This is a genomic window from Ruegeria sp. B1 (assembly GCF_056535885.1).
The window spans coordinates 4190492-4209638 of the sequence record NZ_JBQFJA010000001.1 but is presented as its reverse complement, the minus strand read 5'-3'; the positions used below and the strand labels follow the sequence as shown (position 1 = coordinate 4209638).

Below are 19147 nucleotides of genomic sequence, written 5' to 3'. Positions count from 1 at the left end.
GACTCTCATTTCGTGAACCCTTCCCGTTTGATCGCTTCAATACAGGAGCGCGCCCTACCGAAATCCGGCCACCCTTGAACCGTGTTGGTGCGGTCTTTCCGCTCACTGTCCAGAAGCCTGCGCCAAACCCCGTGATATCGCCGCCCGTCTATTTGCTCCCCATCGAGCATCGAACGGATCAGGCTGTTTGCGTCGCGGCAAAGCCTTTCGACTTTTCGATCGCGGCCTTGCCAGTAGGCGGCGTGGGCGGCCATGTCGTTGGCGACTTCTGCGGATGTTGCCATTACCAAAGCCCCCCAGACCGTCTGAAACTCTCGCCGTCATCGCTGCGCCGATCGCCCCAGCCATCCTCTTCATCGGGCGCATGGGCGGATGTGTATTCATAGGTGCTGACCGCCTGGCGGCTGGCAAACCAGGCAAGCGCCTCGGCTACTGCGCTATCGCCGTGGCGGTTGAAACCGTCAGATCCTTTGAAGCGGAAGTTCTGCGGAACCCGGATAACGCCATCGACATATTGCAGCGACTGAAGGTCCTGAAGGATGTCGTCATGCCGCGGGATCACATTGGTGCCGTCGCTGAATGACTGGATGAACGGCGGCATCTCGATCCGATACCATTCCTGCGTGAACGAGACTTCGATGATCTTCTCGCCGTAGCGCTGCGCGGCAACCTCAGCCAGATAGGCCCCGTTGCCGGTTCGATCGACCGCGCCCTTGGCAAAGTTGGGAAGCCGATCGGCAATGTAGAAGAACACCTCGCGTTGCTGATCGAAGGGAACGTTGCGCAGTTCGACCGTGAGCTTTCCGCGCCTCACCAGATCATGACCCATTTCCTTGATCACGATGTCGGTGGCATCACCGGAACGGGCAAAGTCCTCGCCCAGGTAATGCCGTTTGTCGCCATCAAGGGCTTTCAACACCGGCTCAAGATGCTTTCGACACCAGTCCAAAGCCTCAGCCGTGCGAAACGCCGCTGGCGCATTGCGGAAATCATCCGCACAGGTCCAGCGTTCGAACGGAATACCGTCTTCCATGCAGGCCTCGATCTGGACACGGGTCAGCGCCGCGCCTTCTGCTTCGGCCGGTATCGCGTCGAGTTCCTGGCGCATCGCCGCAACCCGTGGACCATATGAGCCGCGAATGAGCGCTTCCCAATCGTCTTGGGCTTCTTGCGTCCAGCCCTTGCCCTTGATCAGGCAGACACGGCGATAGAGCCCGTTCTCGACGGCCTTGCCGAACGGGATGTGATGGACCGTGAACGGGGTCTTGCCGGCATTGGCTTCGCGGATCAGCTCGTTGAACGGATTGAGCACGCCATTGTGGGTTGAGATCACGCGCACCTTGCCGCCCCAGATCAGAAGCGCGTTCACCGCATCGATCACCTCGCGCACATCCTTGTGGAATGCCGCCTCATCGATGACCACAATCCCCTGAAGGCCGCGAATGTTGGCCGGGTTCGAGGACAGGGCTTCGATCCGATATCCGCTGGCGAATTTGATTCTGAAGGCAGAGATATGTTTCGTGGTGCCGTCTGCCTGTTCGTCCTCGAAGAGGAACTCTTCGATCTCGGCCAGTTCCTTCGCCACGATCTTTGCGAAATGGGCAACATAGCCGATGAACTCGCGGCCCTTGTCCTTGGTGTCCCCGATATAGAATACGTTGTCACCACCTGCTGATCGGGCCGACGCCGCAGTGATCGTGTCGTCGAGCGCCTCGGCAAATGTGATGCCCGTCCTGCGGCCTTTCTCAGCCAGCTTCAGGTCGCTCTTGTCGGCCAGCCACTCTTGCTGATGGCGCATCAGGATGCCATCGGCCAGCGGATCGAGATCGCCGGGGATCTCCGCGCCGCGGGTGAAAGTGTCAGGCAGCGCCTCTGGATCACGCCCGATAACAGGTGGCCCTGCTTTCGTGGTTTCAGATACGCTCGGCCCGTTCATGACTTCACCCCAAGCACTTCACGCCGGAAGAAATCGGCCTGTTCGGCGCTGAGGCCTTTCTCGGAGCTGACCTTCTCAATCGCATCTTCTACTTGGGTCTCGAACTGCGCCTGAAGGGCGCGTTTGCGATCGACGGACAGCTTCTGGGAATTGACCGCCGATTGCAGCGCACGGGCCAGTTCCATCGCGGCCTTGGGTGAGCTGGCCTTGCCCTCTTCCATCATCTCGAAGATCAGCGTCTTGATCGTTTCGGCCGCCATGATGGTCAGATCGTCGGTCTGCCCAGGCTCAAGCCGTTCTGTCAGCGCTGCCGTGATGGCGCGCACCTCTTCATGCCGACGCGCCATCGAGGCAAGTCGGATCGAATGGCGGTTGAAGGCGGATTTGGAGATCGGGCCCAGGTCAAGCCCGGCCAGCTTGTCGTTAAAATCGAACCAGATTTCCAACTGGGTGCGGTCGCGCTCTTTCAGCTCCTGAAACGCCCAGGCCACGATATGATCGGCCTCGGGTGGCAGAAGATCGATCGAGGAAAGCCGCCCTCGTCCTTTGCGCACCGCCATCTTCTTAAGCCTTCCGGCGCGACGGCTGGTTGATACCTTCGATCACCGTCTTGCGGCTCAGGTGATCCTCACCTTGCTGGGTCAGCTCTGCAACTAGAACCGATCCGACCTGTGTTACGATCACGGCTTGAGCCTGCTTTTCAAGCCAGCGCAATTGCGTGTGGACATAATCACGGGTGCGGTTCACGGCGAAACTTTCCAGAACCTTTGTGATCATGGTGGAATTCAGCCGCCCGTCCTCTTCCTCGGACAAGGCCCGCAGAATGATCAGCCGCACATCGGCGTTGAAATGGTCTTCATAGCCATCAAAGAGATTGCTCATTTCGTATGTCCCTTCGACAAGTTGATCAGGAAATCCTCAACGCGCAGGACGCCTGCCTTTGTCGCTTGCGTGGTGTTTTCCAGAACCAGAAGCCTCCCCGCCAACCGCTCATGGGCGAGCTGCAAACCGTGGATTTCCTCGCGGGTTGGTAAGGCTTCGACATCACGCTCGACCGTGGCGAGGCGTTTGTCGATCGCGGCGACCGTCGAGCTGAGCGCGGAAAGCTGTGAATTGGACACAACCTTGGATTTGTCCTGCGTGAGCCAGCCCTTCTGACGCAGAATAAATCCCGTCACGAGGACGAGAATAACAACGAGCGCACCAATCGGCCCACCGTCTTCTAGGATTGGTAGGAGGTACTTTTCCATGCCAAAAAGGCCCCTGAAATCGCGCATGCCCCGGCGAGCAACGTGTAATTGAGATGTGCGGTGGTCGAGATGCCGGCTTCCCAGAAGTTCCAGGCGATCACGGTCCAGGCCCCGGCTGCAAAGGCCATCGCAGCGAAACGAAATTCCAGCGGATGCCAACGCCAGACCATCATGGCGATGATTTGGCCCAGAGCGATCGCGCCGAAACAATAGGCCCAGACAACAGCCTCAACATTGCTGAAGCCACGATAGGCACCATAATGCAGAAGCTCAGGCGCGGTCAAAAGGACCTCAAACCACGCCAGAAGGTTGAGGGCAGAAAAGACCTCTAAAAGCCGCACCTCGTCGAAAAACAGGAAGCGCAAGATTTTTGTCAGCAAGCTCTTAGGCATGTTGACGAGCCTTCCGTTCATGCGCCCTTTGGCAGTTGATGCAGCGTTCGGCGAACGGGGCGACTTGGCGACGGGCCTGGGATATGAGCTCTCCACATACGGCGCATTCCGCATTGCCAAGCCGCGTAACCGCAGCCTGCGCGGCTCTGGCAGATCGTTGCCGCTCTTGTTCGACACGGGCTTCGCTGCGTTCGAGATCACGCTCATTCATGCGCTCCCCTCACTTCTTATCCCGCCACGCTTTCACGGCCGCGTTGTCGATCGGTTCAATTGCCGTCGCGCTTAGCGCGGCGTCGGTGCCCGTATCTGCAACGCCCGGACTGCCACTGCGCAGTTCGCGTGTCCAGCCCCAATTCTATGGGCCAGTTTTGAGCAAGGTTTCTGGAACGGGCGGTCGCATGTTTAGAGCCTGATGGGGTCTGACACGATTGTACTGTCTAAGCCAGGTATTGATGACGATCTGAGCCTGTTTGGTGGTGTGGAACCATTCTGCGTTGAGGACTTCCCGGCGCAGAGTGCCATTGAAGCGCTCGTTGTATCCATTCTCCCAAGGTGATCCCGGGTAGATTTGGATCGGCTTAATGCCCACCTTTCTTAACCAGGTCTGCAGGGCCGTTGCGATGAACTCCGCGCCGTTGTCGGAACGGATGTGTTCGGGCTTCCCGTGCCGCAATAAGAGTGGGTAGAGCGCATCCAGCACGTCTGCGCTGTTCATCTTCGGCTTGACCGCTACGCAGAGCGCCTCACGGGTATACTCATCCAGCACCGTCAGCATCTTGTAGCTCTGTCCGTTGCTCAGCTTGTCGTGGACAAAGTCAATGCTCCAGATGTGATTGGGATGTTGCGGTCGGAGCCGGATGATCGAGCTGTCCTTGTGGTACAGCCGTTTGCGTTTCTTGTGCCGTTGTGGGAGCTGCAAGCCTTCTTCGCGCCATAGTCGTTCGATCTTTTTATGATTGACTGCCCAGCCTTCGACACGCAGCAGCTCGGCGACCTTGCGGTAGCCGTAGCGCCCATACCGTTTGGCCAATCGGATCATCGCCAGACGTAACGCCTCATCATCCTTTGGCGCTGCGCGGTATTGCAGCGTGCTCCGCGCCAATCCAATCACGCGACAGGTGCGCCGTTCAGAGGTTGCCAGCTTTTGTCGGGTGTGGACCACGGCCTGACGAAGCTGGTCTGCCGTCAGGCCTTTGGCTTTAGATAATCAAGGCTCTCCTTGAGAATGAGTTTGTCCAGTTCAAGCTCAGCCACGATTTTCTTGAGCCGATCATTCTCTTTCTGCAGCGCCTTCAGATTGGCCATCTCAGATCGTCCCATCCCACCAAACCGCTTGCGCCATGTGTAATAGGTCGCATCACTGACACCAGCCGTTCTGCACGCCGTCGCGACATCCGAACCAGATGCCAGGCCCAGCTCAATCTCGCGCAAAAGCCGCAGAATATCTTCGTCCGAATACCGTTTCCGCGCCATCAATCCCGTCTCCAAAACTAAGCCAACTGTGGCACAGTTTTAGGGGGCCAAGACAATCGCTGCCAGAAACTGCTCACGGGTCACTTCACTAAAGGACGCAAACGCGTCAAGCAGAGGTTTCAATTGTTCAAAAGCCGGGTGCTCGTCGAAAGCCGAAACTAAACTCTGCAACACATCAAAGGATACAACATCAAGGTTACCCGCGATTTGTTCCCAAACCTTCTCTATTTCATCGATTCGAAACTGACGCGTCATGGCAACGAATTTACTTTAAGTTGCGATGTTTGGAATCCATTTCTTGCAGAAAAAGGTCTCCGAATTCTTAGAGGCAGATAGTGTGCATAGATAGGAACTTGGCACCCCGCAGTGGCTTTGTAAGGTTTGTCTGGCTGTGCGCTCTTTTCAGTGTCTTAGTTGCAAGAATAGTCTGGATTTGACCGTCTCAAGAACCGGTATAATGCGGCGAACGGCTGGTCTATTGCGCGTTGCAGTTATCCGGATTGGTTTAATCTCGCTAGACTGTCCAAGGCCTGCTTTTGGGAGGCGTAGCGCAGCGTTGACCTATTCGATTAACGACCGCTTTGGAGCGTCCGCCGGTCTGGATGACCCGCAAATGGCCAGATGCTGCGCCGCCTCCATGATGGGCTTTGGGCACATATTGGTCAATGTTGTCCGACCGTTGCACGTCGGCTATTTCGGTAGCGCTTCACAAAGAGCTCTCTCCAGCAGACTGCGCAGCACGTTTTCTTCGGCTTCGGAGATCGGGTTAAGGATTTCACTGATCGTCTCGGAGACGACTTGCTTAAGCGTATCGACGACCTGTTCGCCATCCTGCGTCAACGACACGAAAGAAACCCGTGCGTCGTCAGGCGATCGTTTTCGTGCTACTAGCCCCTTCGTCTCGAGCGATCTTATGGTGCGTGTCATCTGGGATTTGTCGCGCGCAACTTGTTTGGTCAGTTCATGCAGGCTCGGACAGCCCATATCGGACAGAGTCAAAAGAACAATTCCGCCACCCGGTCCGACTTTCTCGGTGTCGAAGGCATGTGCCTTGGATTGAAGGCCGAAGTGGATGCGTCGCATGAAGCGATCAATCAAGAGGGCCAGCTCTGCATCTTGCATAGAAACACGTTAGTTGACAAAGTCCACAAAAAGTCGAAAGTGGACAACATCAACTTATCTAACCCCAATCGGTTGCAGACGAAAGGGTGCTCGCATGAATAGTCGGACAACGCTTCTACTCAAGATTTCTGCAGTGCTTTGGATCATCTGGGGCCTGGTCCACATGTTCGCAGGCATCATGACAATTTCGCAAGATGCGGGAGGGGCTGTGGCAGGAATCGCAGATGCGGTCGACCCATCCCTACTTGCGGGCGAGTACCACCCTGCGATCGACGCGGTCTTGAACCAGCACGGCTTCAACTTGCTTTGGATTGGTGCATTTACAGTCGTAGGTGGTGTGATGATCTGGCGTCATTCAGTTGTGTTCGTTTTTATGACGGCCGTGGTCGGCTGGGTCACTGACATTGGCTATTTCGTCTTCATGGACCTCGGTGGCTTTGTGCACTTTGTGCCCGGGACTGCCATGACGATCATTTCTTCAGCCGCCGTCATTCTAAGCTTCTGGGCGTACTTTTCCGGAGTTCGCCACGCAGATCTATAGTTGGCGCTCCTGGAAGCGGGAGTTGAGCCACAACTATCAGATTGCACCTTTGTTTCGCAGACTTACAGTTCGCCGTCTGACCGATTTCGCCGCCGCAGCGAAAGTCTCGTTTGACGAGCCGCGCCGCAGCGTCGGACAGCGCCATTCAATGACCGGTTCGGGCCGTTGCCTGAAGATCTTTCTCGGCGAACGTGCCAATGCTGCAATGGCTCAGAGGTCTGCAACGAGCCCAGAGTGCCAAATGCTGCGGTTGGCCCAGATACGTGCGAAGCGTGCGTCGCTGCCGTCGGTCGTGCAAGGGGCGGCCCCATTCCGGACGTTGACCGCCACGCGAAGTGCTGCAACGCAGAGTTCTTCACAATCATATTTGATCCTATTGCATGTTCTTTCTGCTCACTCAGACGCGACCGGCTGTTAACGGACCACGGACACATCTCTTTTCCGTTGCGCATCTCTAACAAGAGCAGCAAGCCGATAGAAGCCGTGTGCCATCTTTGTGTAGGGCGTCAGCAGGAAGAAGGTCAGAACCGATCCAAGATGCAAGGCGAGCAGCGCAGGCATCAGAGGCGTTGAACCGAGGGCATAAAGACCCAAACCGCTGAGGCCCACAAACCCGAGCAACAGGATAAATCCGATATCCGCGCCCCAAGCCGACGGATCGCCAAGTTCACAGTCTGACTTTAGCTTGAGCAGCGCCATCGCACCACATCCTACCGTCAGCAGCAGCCCCCGGAAATCCCGAATAGTTTCGGCAACGACCAGAACCCGTAAGGCGCGTGCATTCCGAATACATAGTGCATGACGGTCGCCACCGAGGTCGACGCAAAGCACAGCAGAAAGCCATACATGATAGCGTGGTGGATGTGGCGTCGGCCCTGACTGAACCGGTCTTCGTCCTCGAAGTTGCAGCCTTCGCCATGGCCTGCGGCCAGATCCTGCATCTTGCCCGCACGTTTGAGCGCAGCCATCAGATCAGACATCTGGATCGGTTTGCCGCCAACCTTGGTCCAGTAGCGCCTCAGGCTGAAGGCGATACTGAACAGAGGCAGCAGGAATGCAGGCGCAAAGATCGCGACCATCGCGTTATGCGACAGGACGGCATAAAATCCCTCCCCTCCGCTCGATCCAATCGCGCGGATCGCCCAGAACAACAGGGCAAATCCGATCACAAGCGCTAGGGCGATGGCCCCGCCATGGGTGTGGAACCGCCGCGCTAGCGGCTGCGGCCAGGCGAAGCTTTCCCAACTGTCGCGCCGCACTTCGGCCAGCGCCTTGGGCAAGTTCAGATCGAAGGCGTGCGGGGCGGTGTACTGACAGGCGTAGTAACAGCCCCGGCAGTTGTGGCACAGGTTGGCCAATTGCGTGATGTCCCCATCCGAGAACGCGCGCTCTGCGTGCAGCGACGGGAAGACCGAGCAATAGCCCTCGCAATAGCGGCAGGCGTTGCAGATCTCGGCCTGGCGGCGGGCTTCCTGAATAAGATCAGTTTGCATAAGCGGCGGCCTCTCGTCCTGCGATGCGTCCAAAGACAGTTCCGATGGTCATGCCGAAGCCCGCCAGATAGCCTTGCCCAAGGATCGACCCGGCCATGGTCTCGCCTGCGGCCCACAGGTTTTTGATCTTTCCGTTTGGGGTCGAGCACTGGGCCGCTTCGTCAACCTTCAGCCCCAGATAGGTGAAGGTCACGCCGGTGCGCAGCGAATAGCCATAGAATGGCGGTTCGGTAATGGGGCGCGCCCAATTGGTCTTGGGTGGGATCAGGCCTGAGGTCGCCACCCCGTCCAGTTCGGTCGGATGAAACCCACTGATGTCACCGCAGGCGGCGTTGAATGCGCTGACGGTTGCTTTCAATTTCTCCGCAGGCAGGTCCATCTTCCCGGCCAATTCGTCCAACGTGTCCGCCTTTAGCGGAGGGAACACGGACGGCATGAACAGGTTCAGCGACTTGGCGTCGATGATAGCATATCCCACCTGATCCGGCTGGGCCGCCACCAGACGCCCCCAGATCGCATATCGTTTGGGCCAGACATCCTCTCCTTCGTCGTAGAAACGTTCAGCGTTCTTGTTGACAACGACCGAGAACGGCACGCAGTCCAGACGCGTTACGATGCCGCTGTCGAATTTCGGCGCGCGCCCGTCAATAGCCACGGCATGGCATTGGGTCGGGTCGCCGACGTTTTCTACTCCTTGGTCCAGCAGATCAGACAGGACCACGCCTCGGTTGTACGGCGTTCCCCGGATCAGGAAGTTCTTCGCAGGCTCACCCCAGGCGCGGGTAAGCCAATCGGTGTCTGCCTGAAAGCCGCCGGAGGCAACGATGACCGCCTTGGGCGCGATGCGATGAGACTGACCTTCATAGCTATAGTCGACCCACTCGATCCGATCACCATTCAGTTCCAAATGCGTGATGGCGGCATCGTACAGCACATCTACACCCAAACCTGCCGCCGTCCGGTAATAGGCATTCACCAGAGATTTGCCGCCCCCCATGAAAAACGCATTGGTCCGTGCCAATGACAATGTGCCGGAAAGCGACGGCTGAAACCGGACCCCGTGTTCTTGCATCCAGGGAAGGCATTCTTCCGACGTGCGGATCGCCAACCGGGCAAGATGTTCATCGGTTTTTCCACCGGTGACTTTCAGCAGATCCGAGAGGTATTCGTCTTCGCTATACGCCTCGACGAGCGGGCCCAACGGGCCCGAATGCATGCAGCGAAAGTTGCGCGTATGGCGCGAGTTGCCCCCACGATAAGGTTTTGGCGCCGTTTCAAGGATCAAAACACGGGCGCCTGCGTCGGCTGCGGTCATCGCAGCGCAGAGAGCCGCATTGCCGCCACCGATCACAGCGATATCGTAAGCTTCCTTTGGGGTGGCCATATCCTGTCTACCTACTGGCTTTCGTCGATTGAGCGGTCGCGGTCCTGCAACGCGCGGATGCGCATCCGCTGCGCAGCTTGAATATGCGCGCGCATCTCTGTCTCGGCCGCTGCGCCATCGCGGGCCTTCAAGGCCGCCATGATGCGCCGATGCTCGGCCACTGCGGCCTCGGCGCGGTCGCTATCCAGCAATTGCGAGGGACCCAGGATCAACAGCGCCTTTTGCAAGGACAACATGGATTTTGCCAGAAACCGGTTCTTGGCCGCATCCAGCAGGGTCGCGTGAAAGATCTTGTTGATTTGGGACGCTTCGGGACCAGTACCCGCCTCGGCCAGCCGGTCGTTCAAAAGGTCCAGTTCATCCAATTCGACATCCGAGGCCGCGCGGGCTGCCAGACGGGCCGCTGTCCCTTCAAGCACCGCGCGCATCTCGTAGAGTTCCATGACCTCGGCGTAATCCAGACTGCGCACGGTGGCACCTTGCCGTGGCACATGTGTGACCAGCCCATCGGCCTCCAACTGCCTTATCGCCTCGCGCACCGGGGTACGGCTGACGCCCAACCGTTCCGACAGCTCAATCTCTCGTAGCCGGTCGCCGGGCAGAAGAGTGCCGTCGCGAATCTCGTCCAGCAGGCGCTGATACGCAGAGTTGCCTTGTGGGCCAGGCTGTAACGGGTCGTCCTGAAGGGTCATCGCAGGCTCTCTTGTTATCTTGCGTCCAGTTGTATACATATGGATACACTATAAGTCAACGAAGCTGGAACGCTTACCTTGCACAGCCAAACCGATACCCCCTCTCTTCTGACGAAACGGGCCGTCACGCTCGGCCTGGCGGTGTTGGGCACTGGGGTATTTTGGGCGCTAAACCTGCCGCTACCTTTTCTGTTCGGGCCAATGAGCGCATGTTTAATTGCAGCTCTTGCGCACGCACCGATGGAAGGCTTTGGACAGGTCTCGGTTGCCGCCCGCACTATACTGGGCGTGGCGGTAGGGGCATCGATTACGCCGGCTCTGTTTGCTGAATTCCCGAAAATGGCCGCGTCAATTGCGCTGATCCCGTTCTTCATCCTGCTGATCGCGCTGGTAGGTGTGCCATTCTTTCGTAAATTCTGGGGCTTTGACTCCACAACGGCTTTCTACGCAGCCATGCCGGGCGGTTTGCAAGACATGATCATCTTTGGCACTGAGGCGGGGGCCAATCCGCGTACCCTGTCCTTGATCCACGGTACGCGCGTGCTGATCATCGTGACGCTGGCCCCCTTGTTCCTCACCGTGTTCTATGATGCCCAACTCACCAATCCGATTGGCGAGCCCGCGCACAACCTGCCAATACATGAATTGGCGCTGATGGTTCTGGCCGCCATTGTCGGCTGGAAAGGCGGGGAGCGGATCGGCCTGTTCGGGGCGTCAATCCTGGGGCCAATGATCGTTACGGCGGCCTTGTCATTGGGCGACTTCATTCATACCCGACCGCCTCGCGAGGCCATCCTTGCAGCGCAGTTTTTCATTGGCTGCGGAATTGGTGTGAAATTCGTAGGTGTCACATGGGTCGAACTACGCCGCGTAGTGGCAGCGGGTTTCGCCTATGTCATTGTCCTCGCCGTCCTGGCAGCCGCTTTCACCGCCGTTGTCACCACCTTGGGACTGGGCCAACCTGTCGAGGCATTTTTGGCTTTTGCCCCCGGCGGGCAGGCAGAGATGACAGTGCTGGCCATCGTCTCGGGTGCGGATTTGGGCTTTGTAATCACCCACCATCTGACAAGGATCGTGTTGGTAATCATTGGTGCGCCAATCGCCGCAAATCTTATTCTGCGTTGGTCCAAACCTCGGGGTTGATCATGTGGATCGGAGCGCCCCCAGCATAGGCGTTCACTTGATCAAAAATATCTGCAAATTGCAGATCAAACTCGTCCTCGGTGACGAAGCCAATGTGCGGGGTCGCGATCAGGTTGGGATGCGACAATAGCGGATCGGTTGGGTCGGTCAGAGGCTCGGTATCGAACACATCTATTGCCGCTTTGCCGGGGCGACCGGCATCGAGCGCCTCAAGCAAAGCCCCTGGAGCGATCAACCCGGCCCGCGAGGTGTTCACAAACAGCGCCTCCGGCTGCATTTGCGCTAAATCCGATGCGGTGATGATCCCGCGCGTGTCAGGCTTCAAGCGCACATGGACCGAAACAACGTCACTGTCGGCGAAGAACGCTTCACGGCTGGGCGCGACCTGCGCGCCGTCCGCCTGCGCACGTGCTCGGCCTTCCTCGGACGACCACCAGACCACATCCATGCCGAATGCCTCGGCAAAGCCCGCAACAGCGCGGGCAATGCGGCCAAATCCATAGAGCCCCAACTGTCGGCCACGCAGTGTCTTGCCTACACCAGCCTGCCAGTGCCCTGCCTTGGCCGAGGCCATTTGCGCCGGCAAGTCACGCATCCCGGCCATGATTAACGCCCAAGTAAGTTCAGCTGCAGCATAAGACGGCGTGCCGCCATGCATGTTCGAACACAACAGCACTCCGTTATCCGAGCATGCCTGCACATCGACATGCGGGTATACGCTGCGCTGACTGATCAATTTCAGGTTTGGAAGTTTTTCAATCAAGTCACGGGTGATCTTGGTGCGTTCGCGAAACAGCACAAGCGCTTCAGCCTCCTGCAAACGCGCGGCCAATTGGTCGGTATCTTCGACATGATCCGTCCAGACCTTCACGTCATGGCCGGATAACTTTCCAAAACAGGGCAAGCCCTGCAGTGTATCAAACCAGTCATCAAGAATGTGGACCTTCATCGGCTTTCTATACCCTGCTCGGTGTTCAGTTTTCTTGGCGTCGGCACAAAATGACATGTGTCGAGAGCGGCAAGTGCATTGCGGACCCGTTCGCTTTGATCCAGCAGATGGTTGAACTGCTCATCGCAGCCAGCAATCGGTGTCGGATAGTCCGCGATGTCCCGCCGTAGGGCCGACTGCGCCAACATGAGTTCCTGACGCGCGATATCGAGGCATTCCGAGTAGTTGTCCATCGTGTCCTCCCATTATATATACAATAGTATACTATTTGGGTTGCACTTGATCAACTCCCGTTCCAAACAGACTCAGGCACATAAACATGCCCGTCCGCCAACTTGCGCGCGGTCCGCACCAAACCCGCCGCGTTCACTGTGAACCCGTCGGTGGTGGAAAAATCCACCAACACGTCGATATTGCCCGAGGCGTGTTCCAGAACGACTTCAGCCGGGCTGTTCGTGGGGCGATCCAGCAAACCGTCGGCGACGGTTCCGGGAGTCAAAGCGCAAGACGCCATGCATTGCGCGCCGGTGACCGCCATGGTCGGGTGGGTTTTCCACGGCATGAAATACCGCACTGCGAGCGTTCCACCCTCTCTGGCCGGAGCAACAAGGCCGAACTTAGGGGTGACCGATTTGGACACATCCCCCATACCCATCCGCTGCCCTGCTTCGATCCTAACGGCCTCCATCCGGTCAAAGAACGCGCGGTTTGCGTCCAGCTCCTTGGCGCTCTCATAGCCCGTCAATCCGAAGTCTGTGGCGCGGGCGATAGCCATCGGCATAGCGACATCCATGCAGGTCAGTTCGACGCCCTGAACTGCATCGCGCAGGTTGCCCGTAGGCAGGAACGCTCCGGTGGCCGAGCCCACCACGCCCATGAAACTCAACTGCACAGGCGCTGAATGACCGGGAACGCCGGCGATCTCCGCATCACCCTCATAGGTCAATTCGCCCCCGGGTGTATTCACCTTGGCCACGACCCGAGCCCCAGTGTTGACGGCCCGAATGCGAATTTCGGTTTCATCGCCCTGCGGTTTGAACAGGCCCATCTCGATAGCCGCAGGGGCAACCCCGGACAGGATGTTGCCGCAAGTCGGTTTGAAATCGACCAGCTTGTCCTCGACCGAGACCTGCGCAAAGAAATAGTCGATATCGGCCCAGTCATCCTCGCAGACCGACAGCATCGCGACCTTTGTGGTCACCGCCGCGCCGCCGCCGATGCCGTCGATGTTCAGCGACTGCCCGGACCCAAGAGCAGCGATCAGCACCTCGGCCAGCGCGTCCAGACCCTCAGGCAAGTCCGAGCGGCGGAAATACGGGCCTTTCGACGTGCCGCCACGCATCAAGATATAAGGGATTGCGGTTTGAGTCATTTTGAACCCCTCACTTCAACGGCCAGGGCAGGCTGAACATGTCCTGCAACAGACCTGGCGGGAAATCGCGGTTCAGAGCGCCCGCCATCAGGCACATGAACCCGATGCCGCAGGCGGTCAGGATCAGAGTCATCTGCCAGCTGGACCCGGCGCGGATACGGAGAAAGGCGATCAGGAACCCTATCAGGGCGAGGATGAAGCCCACCACCCACGTGGCCGCGATCAAACTGACGAACCATGCCAGAGTGGACCACAGACCGTGGGGCGCACTGGCGTCCTCACCGGCGATTTCCTTGTCGGCGAAGATCGCGTCACCCTCGGGCCGTCGCATCATCTGGATCAGAAGGATCACGCAACAGAACAGCGATACGCTGCCGATCACCAGCGGGATGATCTTGTCGGTCATGTTGTAGTTGGGGATCATGTTGGCATTGACCAAAGCGACGATGAGATAGGCCATGATCACCAGCAGGAACACCAGCGGCGCGCGTTTGTGCCCGGCCTGCACGTCACCTTCGGCCATGATCATCTTGGCCTGCCGGATGCCCAGAATGACCGAAACAACCGTGACCAAGATCAGCACGATGACGATAGGGCTGAAGACATATTCCATCCCCTCGCCAAAGCTCTTGCGGAACCGGAATGAGGCGATCTGGAACGCCTGATTGGTGAATTTCTCTACCGGGTTCGACAGAACGAAACCGATCAGAAAGGCCGGGCGAGACCAGTCGAATCGTCGCAGGAAGATGCCGATCAGTCCGATGACGAACAGGGCGAGCAAGTCTTCGAAGTTTTGCCCGGACTGGAAGGCCGCAAAGCTGATCAGCATGAACAAGAACGGGGCCAGATAGGTAAAGCGGATCGTGGTCAGCTTGGCGATGCCGCCCGAGGCCGCGATGCACAGGATCGTGCCCACCACGTTGGCGAGCGCCAGCAGCCAAACGATCGAATAGGTGATGTCGAGATTGTCTTTGAGCATGCTCGGACCGACCTCGATATCGCCAGACCCCAGCAGCGCCACCGCGCCAATGAAAATCGCCATCGAGCCGGAACCGGGAATGCCAAACAGCAAGGTCGGTACCAGTCCCCCACCCTCTTTGGCGTTGTTCGAGCTTTCCGGGCCGATGACGCCACGCACTTCGCCTTTGCCGAAATTGCTCTTGTCCTTGGTGGATTGAACCGAATGGCCATAGGCGATCCAGTCGACGACCGAGCCACCAAGCCCGGGGATGACGCCAACAACCACGCCAATGATCGAGCACCGAACCGACAGCCAGATATTGGCGAACCAGTCTTTGACGCCGTCCAGCCAACCAGCGCCCAGAGAGGCCCCTTTGGCAATCGACCGATCCTGCCGCAGCAGCGAGACGATCTCGGGGACCGCAAAGATGCCCAGGCCGACAATGACCAGTTTCAGACCGTCCGTCAGATAGGGAATGTCATAGGTCGCCATGCGCAGCGAGCCGCCCGCGTCGGCCTCGCCAATCGTGCCGACCATCAGGCCCAAACCGGCGGCAGCTACGCCCTTTAGCGGGATACGCCCTGCCAGAATGGCGACCATCGACAGGCCGAGAATCGTGATCATCAACATCTCGGGCAGGCCGAAGGCCAGAACGATGGGCCGCGCGATCAGGATGAACATGGTCAGGAAGGTCGCGCCGACAAGCCCGCCGAACAGGGACGAGGAAAAGGCCGCCGAAAGGGCCCGCGCGGCCTCGCCCTTTTTCGCCATGGGGAAGCCGTCCAGCACGGTCGCCTGCGAGGCCGAGCTGCCGGGAATGCCCATCAGGACGGACGCGAACGTGTCCGAAGTCGGCACTACCGCGACCATCCCAATCATCAAAGCCAGACCCAGGATTGGGTCCATGCCGAACATGAAAGGCAGCAGCAGCGACAGACCAGCGATGCCGCCCAGCCCCGGAAAGACGCCCACAGCCAGCCCCATGACGACGCCGAGAATGAGATACCCCAAAACGATGGGTTGCAGGATCAGACCCCACGCGTCACCAAGCGCAGGAAGAGCGGTGGCGAAAACCTCCATAGCGGCCGCCTTTCATAAATTGTCTTGGATGTAGAAAAGCGCGCGCCCTGCGTTGGGCGCGCGACGACGTGTCAGCTTAGTTCAGCTCGACACCATAGGCCTCTTTCAGCCAGTTCAGGACGTATTGCTTGGCGTTGTCGTCCACATTAGTCGCCGTTTGCAGCGCGGCTTTTGAGCCGTCGCCGACGAACACCGGATACTTGCCCACGCGTTTGGACGAAATATCAGCAAAATCGCCCCGCTCGGTTACAGCCTGGAACGCTGCGGTATAGGCGTCGACGACCTCTTGCGGCGTGTCACCGGGCAGGAAGGCCAGCTTCTGAACCGGGAAGCCTGCCACGAAGAAGGCCTTCCATGCATCCCAAGCCTCACCACTGGTTTCGCACCCATCGGTGGCCTCGCAAACCTCTTTGAAGGTTGGAATGTCCGGGAAGGTCGGATCGCGCACGATATTGCCATCCGCATCCAGCGCGCCCCATGTCATCATCGGAACGGCCTGACCAGCCTCGACCAGCGGGGCCGACCCGCCCAGATAACCGGACGAGGTCTGATAGTCGATGTTGGCCTCCCCACGTTCGAACATCAGGCGACCATCACCACGGCCTTTGATACCAAATACCGGTTCCACATTCATGCCCAGCATCTGCCAGGCCAGCAGCGGCACCAGATCCAGCCGTGTCGCGCCCTGCGAACCGTAGATGAAGTTGGTGTCTTTCAACGCATTGGCAGAGCCATCAAACTTTGCCCCATCTTCGGCGTTTAGATAGGCAACACCACCTGTTCCCGACGCCATTACCGGAATCCAGTCGTTGTATTCATAGCGCACGCGCGGGTCACTCAGCAGATAGGGGAACTGTGTCGAACCAGAGGTGCCGAACAGCAGCGTACCGTCGTCATGGCCCTGCTCCTGAAACCAGTTCGCGCCTTTGGTCGAACCGGCACCCGGCATGAACTTGACCACCACGGTCGGCTCTCCCGGCAAAGCCTCGGACAGAAGTGGCGCAAAGAAGTTGGCCCATTTGGCCGACCCGCCCGTTTCCGAGAACGGAATGACCCATTCGATGGTCTTGCCCGAGAAATCGACCTCGGCAGCGGCAGGTGCCGCGAGTCCGGCGGCGGCGATCAGCCCCACGACGGCGCGACGGGTGAAGTTTGAAATGGCCATTGGTTCCTCCCTGTTGACCAGACAACCACGTCAGCGCCCTCCGCACCACCGTGATTGCAAATAGAACTGTGGGGTTGATTCCCCCTCCCATCTGGCAATCATGGAGCGCCAACCTTGCGCGAAACTTGCAGGAGCCCGAATGCGGATCGTCATCGTCGAGGATAATGAGACCCTCGCCAACGCCATTGCCTATCGCCTGCGGGATCGGGGCCATGCTGCTGACGTGCTGACAGATGGCGATGCCGCCGATCTATATCTGGAACAAGAAGGCGCAGATCTGATCGTTCTGGACATCAACCTGCCGGGTCGGTCAGGGCTTGAGATTTTGCGGTCCCTTCGCAACCGGGGTGACAGCGCGCCCGTCATCCTGCTGACCGCGCGCACCGAGACCAGCGACCGCGTTTCGGGCCTTGATATGGGCGCTGACGATTACTTGGTGAAACCGTTCGAGATGGACGAACTTGAGGCCCGCATCCGCGCCCTATCCCGCCGCAAACAACTGGACTACGGCACGCAAGAGACCATCGGAGACCTGGAATTCGACCGCACCGCGCGGCAGGTCAGCGCAAAGGGCCAAGTGCTCGATGTGCCGCGTCGGGAAATGGCCGTGCTTGAGTGCTTGCTGGAACGACGCGGCAGGATCGTTCCCAAGAGTCAGTTGACCGACTACGTCTACGGCGTGGGCGCTGATGTCGATGATTCAGCCGTCGAGCCGCATGTGTCAAGACTGCGCAAGCGCCTTCAAAACCTTGGCATTCGGATCAAGACCGCCCGTGGCCTTGGATATCTGCTTGAGGTGCAGAAGTGATCCGGTACGGTTCGCTCAGACTCAGGCTGTTTATTCTGATCCTGACGCCTCTGGTGCTGCTGGCAATCCTGCTTGGATACTGGCGCTACACGGTCGCCCAGCAAACGGCGCAGGAGCTTTTTGACGACAGCTTGTTATCCGCTGGTCTGGCCATTTCGCGCGATGTTGCGGTGTCGGAAGGCGATGCCTTGTCGCCCACCACGCGCAGCTTGATCCGCGATGCATCGGGTGGAGAGATTTTTTATCACGTGACCGGACCCGGTGGCATCTACGTCACAGGGTATGCATATCCTCCGGCCGCTGCAAAACCCTCTGAACAAGACGCGTACCAGCCACAGTTTTTCGAGGCTTTGTATCGGGATGAACCGGTGCGCGTGCTGAAAATGACCGAGCGGGTCACATTGGACAATCTGGTGGGCGATGCGACGGTTACAGCCTGGCAACGCATCGCGGACCGCAACGCCTTTGCGAATGAATTGTCGATCCGTGCTGCGATCCTGATGGGTATCCTGCTGGCCACGCTTGCGTTTGTTGTTTGGTTCGGCGTCGCGCGAGGGCTGCGGCCCTTGCTGGATTTGCAGGATGCGATCGACCTACGCTCACCTGACGACCTGAGCGAAATCAGACGCCCGGTCCCGGTCGAGGTTCATGGAATTGTTCAGACCTTGAACCGGCTGTTTGGACAGGTCGAGCACAGCATCAACGCCCATCAGGTGTTTATCTCAGAAGCCGCGCATCAATTGCGAAATCCGGCGGCTGCGGTCCAGTCCATGGCTGAGGCATTGCGCGATGCAAAAACAGATGAGGACAAAGACAAACGGATAATCGAGCTGGTGGCAGCGGCAAAGAATTCGGCTACAGTGGCGGAACAACTATTGTCACTGGAACGACTGCGGCAACCTACGCATCAGGATCAGATGGACAAGATTGATTTCCGTGCGGTTGTGGAAGAGGCCTGCGCTGACATGGGCGTTCATATCCTCACAAAAGGGATCGATTTTGAAGTCACATTGCCAGAACCAACAATCTTGGTCTCGGGAGATCGGATCTTTTTGGCAGAGGCTATCAAAAACCTGCTGGACAATGCGCTTAAGCACGGCGGCGCTAAACTGAGTCAAATATCAGTTGTACTGCGTTGTGACGCGGGGAACGTCAAACTAACCGTATCTGATGACGGAACCGGCCTTTCACCCGACCAAAGCGAAGCCGTTTTCAGTCGATTTTCGCAGCTGGAATATTCCGAAGGTAGCGGTTTAGGGTTGTCGATTGTCTCAGCTGTCGCGAAGCGTCACGGAGGAGTGGTCGCGATCAACCAAGTCGAAAAAGGAGCAAGCGTTACGCTTCAGCTTCCCATAGCCCTGTAGTTCGTTTCTATTTCTGCTCGGA

22 protein-coding genes and 1 pseudogene are annotated in these 19147 nt (G+C 58.2%); 4 read left to right on the top strand and 19 right to left on the bottom strand.

All coding sequences use genetic code 11. The features are described 5' to 3' along the window. Positions 1-5 precede the first annotated feature (5 nt). The 10 genes and pseudogenes from ACR3ES_RS20860 to ACR3ES_RS20815 all read right to left on the bottom strand — a co-directional run bounded on the left by ACR3ES_RS20860 (position 6) and on the right by ACR3ES_RS20815 (position 6173). Positions 6-284: a hypothetical protein gene (locus ACR3ES_RS20860; RefSeq protein ID WP_480424395.1), complete on the bottom strand. Its 279-nt coding sequence runs from the start codon at positions 282-284 to the stop codon at positions 6-8. Then, the gene (locus ACR3ES_RS20855; RefSeq protein WP_480424394.1) at positions 284-1936 is read right to left on the bottom strand and encodes a hypothetical protein; all 1653 of its coding nucleotides are present in this window, start codon (positions 1934-1936) and stop codon (positions 284-286) included. Before ACR3ES_RS20855 ends, ACR3ES_RS20860 begins: the two co-directional genes overlap by 1 nt. Further along, positions 1933-2490: a DUF3486 family protein gene (locus ACR3ES_RS20850; protein ID WP_480424392.1), complete on the bottom strand. Its 558-nt coding sequence runs from the start codon at positions 2488-2490 to the stop codon at positions 1933-1935. Before ACR3ES_RS20850 ends, ACR3ES_RS20855 begins: the two co-directional genes overlap by 4 nt. A gap of 10 nt (positions 2491-2500) precedes the next feature. After that, on the bottom strand, positions 2501-2818 hold the full coding sequence (locus ACR3ES_RS20845) for a VpaChn25_0724 family phage protein (RefSeq protein ID WP_480424391.1): 318 nt from the start codon (positions 2816-2818) through the stop codon (positions 2501-2503). Next, positions 2815-3186, bottom strand: a complete 372-nt coding sequence (locus ACR3ES_RS20840; RefSeq protein WP_480424390.1) for a DUF2730 family protein — start codon at positions 3184-3186, stop codon at positions 2815-2817. The genes ACR3ES_RS20845 and ACR3ES_RS20840 overlap by 4 nt, the downstream gene beginning before the upstream one ends. Then, the gene (locus ACR3ES_RS20835) at positions 3159-3578 is read right to left on the bottom strand and encodes a hypothetical protein (protein ID WP_480424389.1); all 420 of its coding nucleotides are present in this window, start codon (positions 3576-3578) and stop codon (positions 3159-3161) included. The genes ACR3ES_RS20840 and ACR3ES_RS20835 overlap by 28 nt, the downstream gene beginning before the upstream one ends. After that, entirely contained in the window at positions 3571-3789 is a 219-nt protein-coding gene (locus tag ACR3ES_RS20830; protein ID WP_480424388.1) for a TraR/DksA C4-type zinc finger protein, read from the bottom strand. The genes ACR3ES_RS20835 and ACR3ES_RS20830 overlap by 8 nt, the downstream gene beginning before the upstream one ends. A gap of 144 nt (positions 3790-3933) precedes the next feature. Then, a pseudogene (locus ACR3ES_RS20825) lies at positions 3934-5051 on the bottom strand (IS3 family transposase). A 39-nt stretch (positions 5052-5090) separates the two neighbouring features. Further along, positions 5091-5306, bottom strand: a complete 216-nt coding sequence (locus tag ACR3ES_RS20820) for a hypothetical protein (protein WP_480424387.1) — start codon at positions 5304-5306, stop codon at positions 5091-5093. Positions 5307-5741: 435 nt separating this feature from the next. Continuing rightward, entirely contained in the window at positions 5742-6173 is a 432-nt protein-coding gene (locus tag ACR3ES_RS20815; protein WP_170436523.1) for a MarR family transcriptional regulator, read from the bottom strand. Positions 6174-6267: 94 nt separating this feature from the next. On the opposite strand from ACR3ES_RS20815, the gene ACR3ES_RS20810 reads away from it, so the two are divergent. After that, positions 6268-6714 (top strand): hypothetical protein, encoded by a 447-nt coding sequence (locus ACR3ES_RS20810; RefSeq protein WP_170436520.1) that lies wholly within the window; start codon positions 6268-6270, stop codon positions 6712-6714. A gap of 414 nt (positions 6715-7128) precedes the next feature. On the opposite strand, the gene ACR3ES_RS20805 is transcribed toward ACR3ES_RS20810, so the two are convergent. Genes ACR3ES_RS20805 through ACR3ES_RS20790 form a run of 4 tightly spaced genes read right to left on the bottom strand, consistent with a single transcriptional unit; the run spans position 7129 to position 10283 of the window. Next, positions 7129-7413: a hypothetical protein gene (locus ACR3ES_RS20805; protein WP_480634748.1), complete on the bottom strand. Its 285-nt coding sequence runs from the start codon at positions 7411-7413 to the stop codon at positions 7129-7131. Positions 7414-7430: 17 nt separating this feature from the next. Further along, positions 7431-8207, bottom strand: a complete 777-nt coding sequence (tcuB, locus tag ACR3ES_RS20800; RefSeq protein ID WP_480634747.1) for a tricarballylate utilization 4Fe-4S protein TcuB — start codon at positions 8205-8207, stop codon at positions 7431-7433. After that, the gene (gene tcuA, locus ACR3ES_RS20795; RefSeq protein WP_170436513.1) at positions 8197-9591 is read right to left on the bottom strand and encodes an FAD-dependent tricarballylate dehydrogenase TcuA; all 1395 of its coding nucleotides are present in this window, start codon (positions 9589-9591) and stop codon (positions 8197-8199) included. The genes tcuB and tcuA overlap by 11 nt, the downstream gene beginning before the upstream one ends. A gap of 11 nt (positions 9592-9602) precedes the next feature. Beyond that, entirely contained in the window at positions 9603-10283 is a 681-nt protein-coding gene (locus tag ACR3ES_RS20790) for a GntR family transcriptional regulator (protein WP_170436511.1), read from the bottom strand. Between the two features lie 78 nt (positions 10284-10361). On the opposite strand from ACR3ES_RS20790, the gene ACR3ES_RS20785 reads away from it, so the two are divergent. After that, positions 10362-11426 (top strand): AbrB family transcriptional regulator, encoded by a 1065-nt coding sequence (locus ACR3ES_RS20785; RefSeq protein WP_170436507.1) that lies wholly within the window; start codon positions 10362-10364, stop codon positions 11424-11426. Here the strand turns inward: ACR3ES_RS20785 and ACR3ES_RS20780 are convergent. From ACR3ES_RS20780 to ACR3ES_RS20760, 5 genes are all read right to left on the bottom strand, one after another. Next, positions 11395-12375, bottom strand: a complete 981-nt coding sequence (locus tag ACR3ES_RS20780; protein WP_170436503.1) for a D-2-hydroxyacid dehydrogenase family protein — start codon at positions 12373-12375, stop codon at positions 11395-11397. The genes ACR3ES_RS20785 and ACR3ES_RS20780 overlap by 32 nt on opposite strands. Beyond that, positions 12372-12608 (bottom strand): hypothetical protein, encoded by a 237-nt coding sequence (locus ACR3ES_RS20775; protein ID WP_170436487.1) that lies wholly within the window; start codon positions 12606-12608, stop codon positions 12372-12374. Before ACR3ES_RS20775 ends, ACR3ES_RS20780 begins: the two co-directional genes overlap by 4 nt. 50 nt (positions 12609-12658) lie before the next feature. Then, positions 12659-13747, bottom strand: a complete 1089-nt coding sequence (locus ACR3ES_RS20770) for a 4-oxalomesaconate tautomerase (protein ID WP_170436500.1) — start codon at positions 13745-13747, stop codon at positions 12659-12661. A gap of 10 nt (positions 13748-13757) precedes the next feature. Continuing rightward, positions 13758-15788, bottom strand: a complete 2031-nt coding sequence (locus ACR3ES_RS20765; RefSeq protein ID WP_170436498.1) for a tripartite tricarboxylate transporter permease — start codon at positions 15786-15788, stop codon at positions 13758-13760. A gap of 76 nt (positions 15789-15864) precedes the next feature. Further along, positions 15865-16953, bottom strand: a complete 1089-nt coding sequence (locus ACR3ES_RS20760; protein ID WP_480424386.1) for a tricarboxylate transporter — start codon at positions 16951-16953, stop codon at positions 15865-15867. 139 nt (positions 16954-17092) lie between these two features. Between ACR3ES_RS20760 and ACR3ES_RS20755 the strand changes: the two genes are divergently transcribed. Then, complete coding sequence (locus ACR3ES_RS20755) at positions 17093-17761, top strand: response regulator transcription factor (protein WP_170436490.1); 669 nt, start codon at positions 17093-17095, stop codon at positions 17759-17761. Next, complete coding sequence (locus ACR3ES_RS20750) at positions 17758-19125, top strand: sensor histidine kinase (protein ID WP_480424383.1); 1368 nt, start codon at positions 17758-17760, stop codon at positions 19123-19125. Before ACR3ES_RS20755 ends, ACR3ES_RS20750 begins: the two co-directional genes overlap by 4 nt. Positions 19126-19147: the final 22 nt, after the last annotated feature.

Coding starts and splice junctions, on each gene's coding strand:
- ACR3ES_RS20790 (WP_170436511.1), bottom strand. CDS start 10,283: ATGACCCTTCAGGACGACCCGTTACAGCCTGGCCCACAAGGCAACTCT.
- ACR3ES_RS20835 (WP_480424389.1), bottom strand. CDS start 3,578: ATGCCTAAGAGCTTGCTGACAAAAATCTTGCGCTTCCTGTTTTTCGAC.
- ACR3ES_RS20820 (WP_480424387.1), bottom strand. CDS start 5,306: ATGACGCGTCAGTTTCGAATCGATGAAATAGAGAAGGTTTGGGAACAA.
- ACR3ES_RS20860 (WP_480424395.1), bottom strand. CDS start 284: ATGGCAACATCCGCAGAAGTCGCCAACGACATGGCCGCCCACGCCGCC.
- ACR3ES_RS20845 (WP_480424391.1), bottom strand. CDS start 2,818: ATGAGCAATCTCTTTGATGGCTATGAAGACCATTTCAACGCCGATGTG.
- ACR3ES_RS20765 (WP_170436498.1), bottom strand. CDS start 15,788: ATGGAGGTTTTCGCCACCGCTCTTCCTGCGCTTGGTGACGCGTGGGGT.
- ACR3ES_RS20810 (WP_170436520.1), top strand. CDS start 6,268: ATGAATAGTCGGACAACGCTTCTACTCAAGATTTCTGCAGTGCTTTGG.
- tcuA (WP_170436513.1), bottom strand. CDS start 9,591: ATGGCCACCCCAAAGGAAGCTTACGATATCGCTGTGATCGGTGGCGGC.
- ACR3ES_RS20760 (WP_480424386.1), bottom strand. CDS start 16,953: ATGGCCATTTCAAACTTCACCCGTCGCGCCGTCGTGGGGCTGATCGCC.
- ACR3ES_RS20805 (WP_480634748.1), bottom strand. CDS start 7,413: ATGGCGCTGCTCAAGCTAAAGTCAGACTGTGAACTTGGCGATCCGTCG.
- ACR3ES_RS20780 (WP_170436503.1), bottom strand. CDS start 12,375: ATGAAGGTCCACATTCTTGATGACTGGTTTGATACACTGCAGGGCTTG.
- ACR3ES_RS20855 (WP_480424394.1), bottom strand. CDS start 1,936: ATGAACGGGCCGAGCGTATCTGAAACCACGAAAGCAGGGCCACCTGTT.
- ACR3ES_RS20815 (WP_170436523.1), bottom strand. CDS start 6,173: ATGCAAGATGCAGAGCTGGCCCTCTTGATTGATCGCTTCATGCGACGC.
- ACR3ES_RS20830 (WP_480424388.1), bottom strand. CDS start 3,789: ATGAATGAGCGTGATCTCGAACGCAGCGAAGCCCGTGTCGAACAAGAG.
- ACR3ES_RS20770 (WP_170436500.1), bottom strand. CDS start 13,747: ATGACTCAAACCGCAATCCCTTATATCTTGATGCGTGGCGGCACGTCG.
- ACR3ES_RS20840 (WP_480424390.1), bottom strand. CDS start 3,186: ATGGAAAAGTACCTCCTACCAATCCTAGAAGACGGTGGGCCGATTGGT.
- tcuB (WP_480634747.1), bottom strand. CDS start 8,207: ATGCAAACTGATCTTATTCAGGAAGCCCGCCGCCAGGCCGAGATCTGC.
- ACR3ES_RS20755 (WP_170436490.1), top strand. CDS start 17,093: ATGCGGATCGTCATCGTCGAGGATAATGAGACCCTCGCCAACGCCATT.
- ACR3ES_RS20775 (WP_170436487.1), bottom strand. CDS start 12,608: ATGGACAACTACTCGGAATGCCTCGATATCGCGCGTCAGGAACTCATG.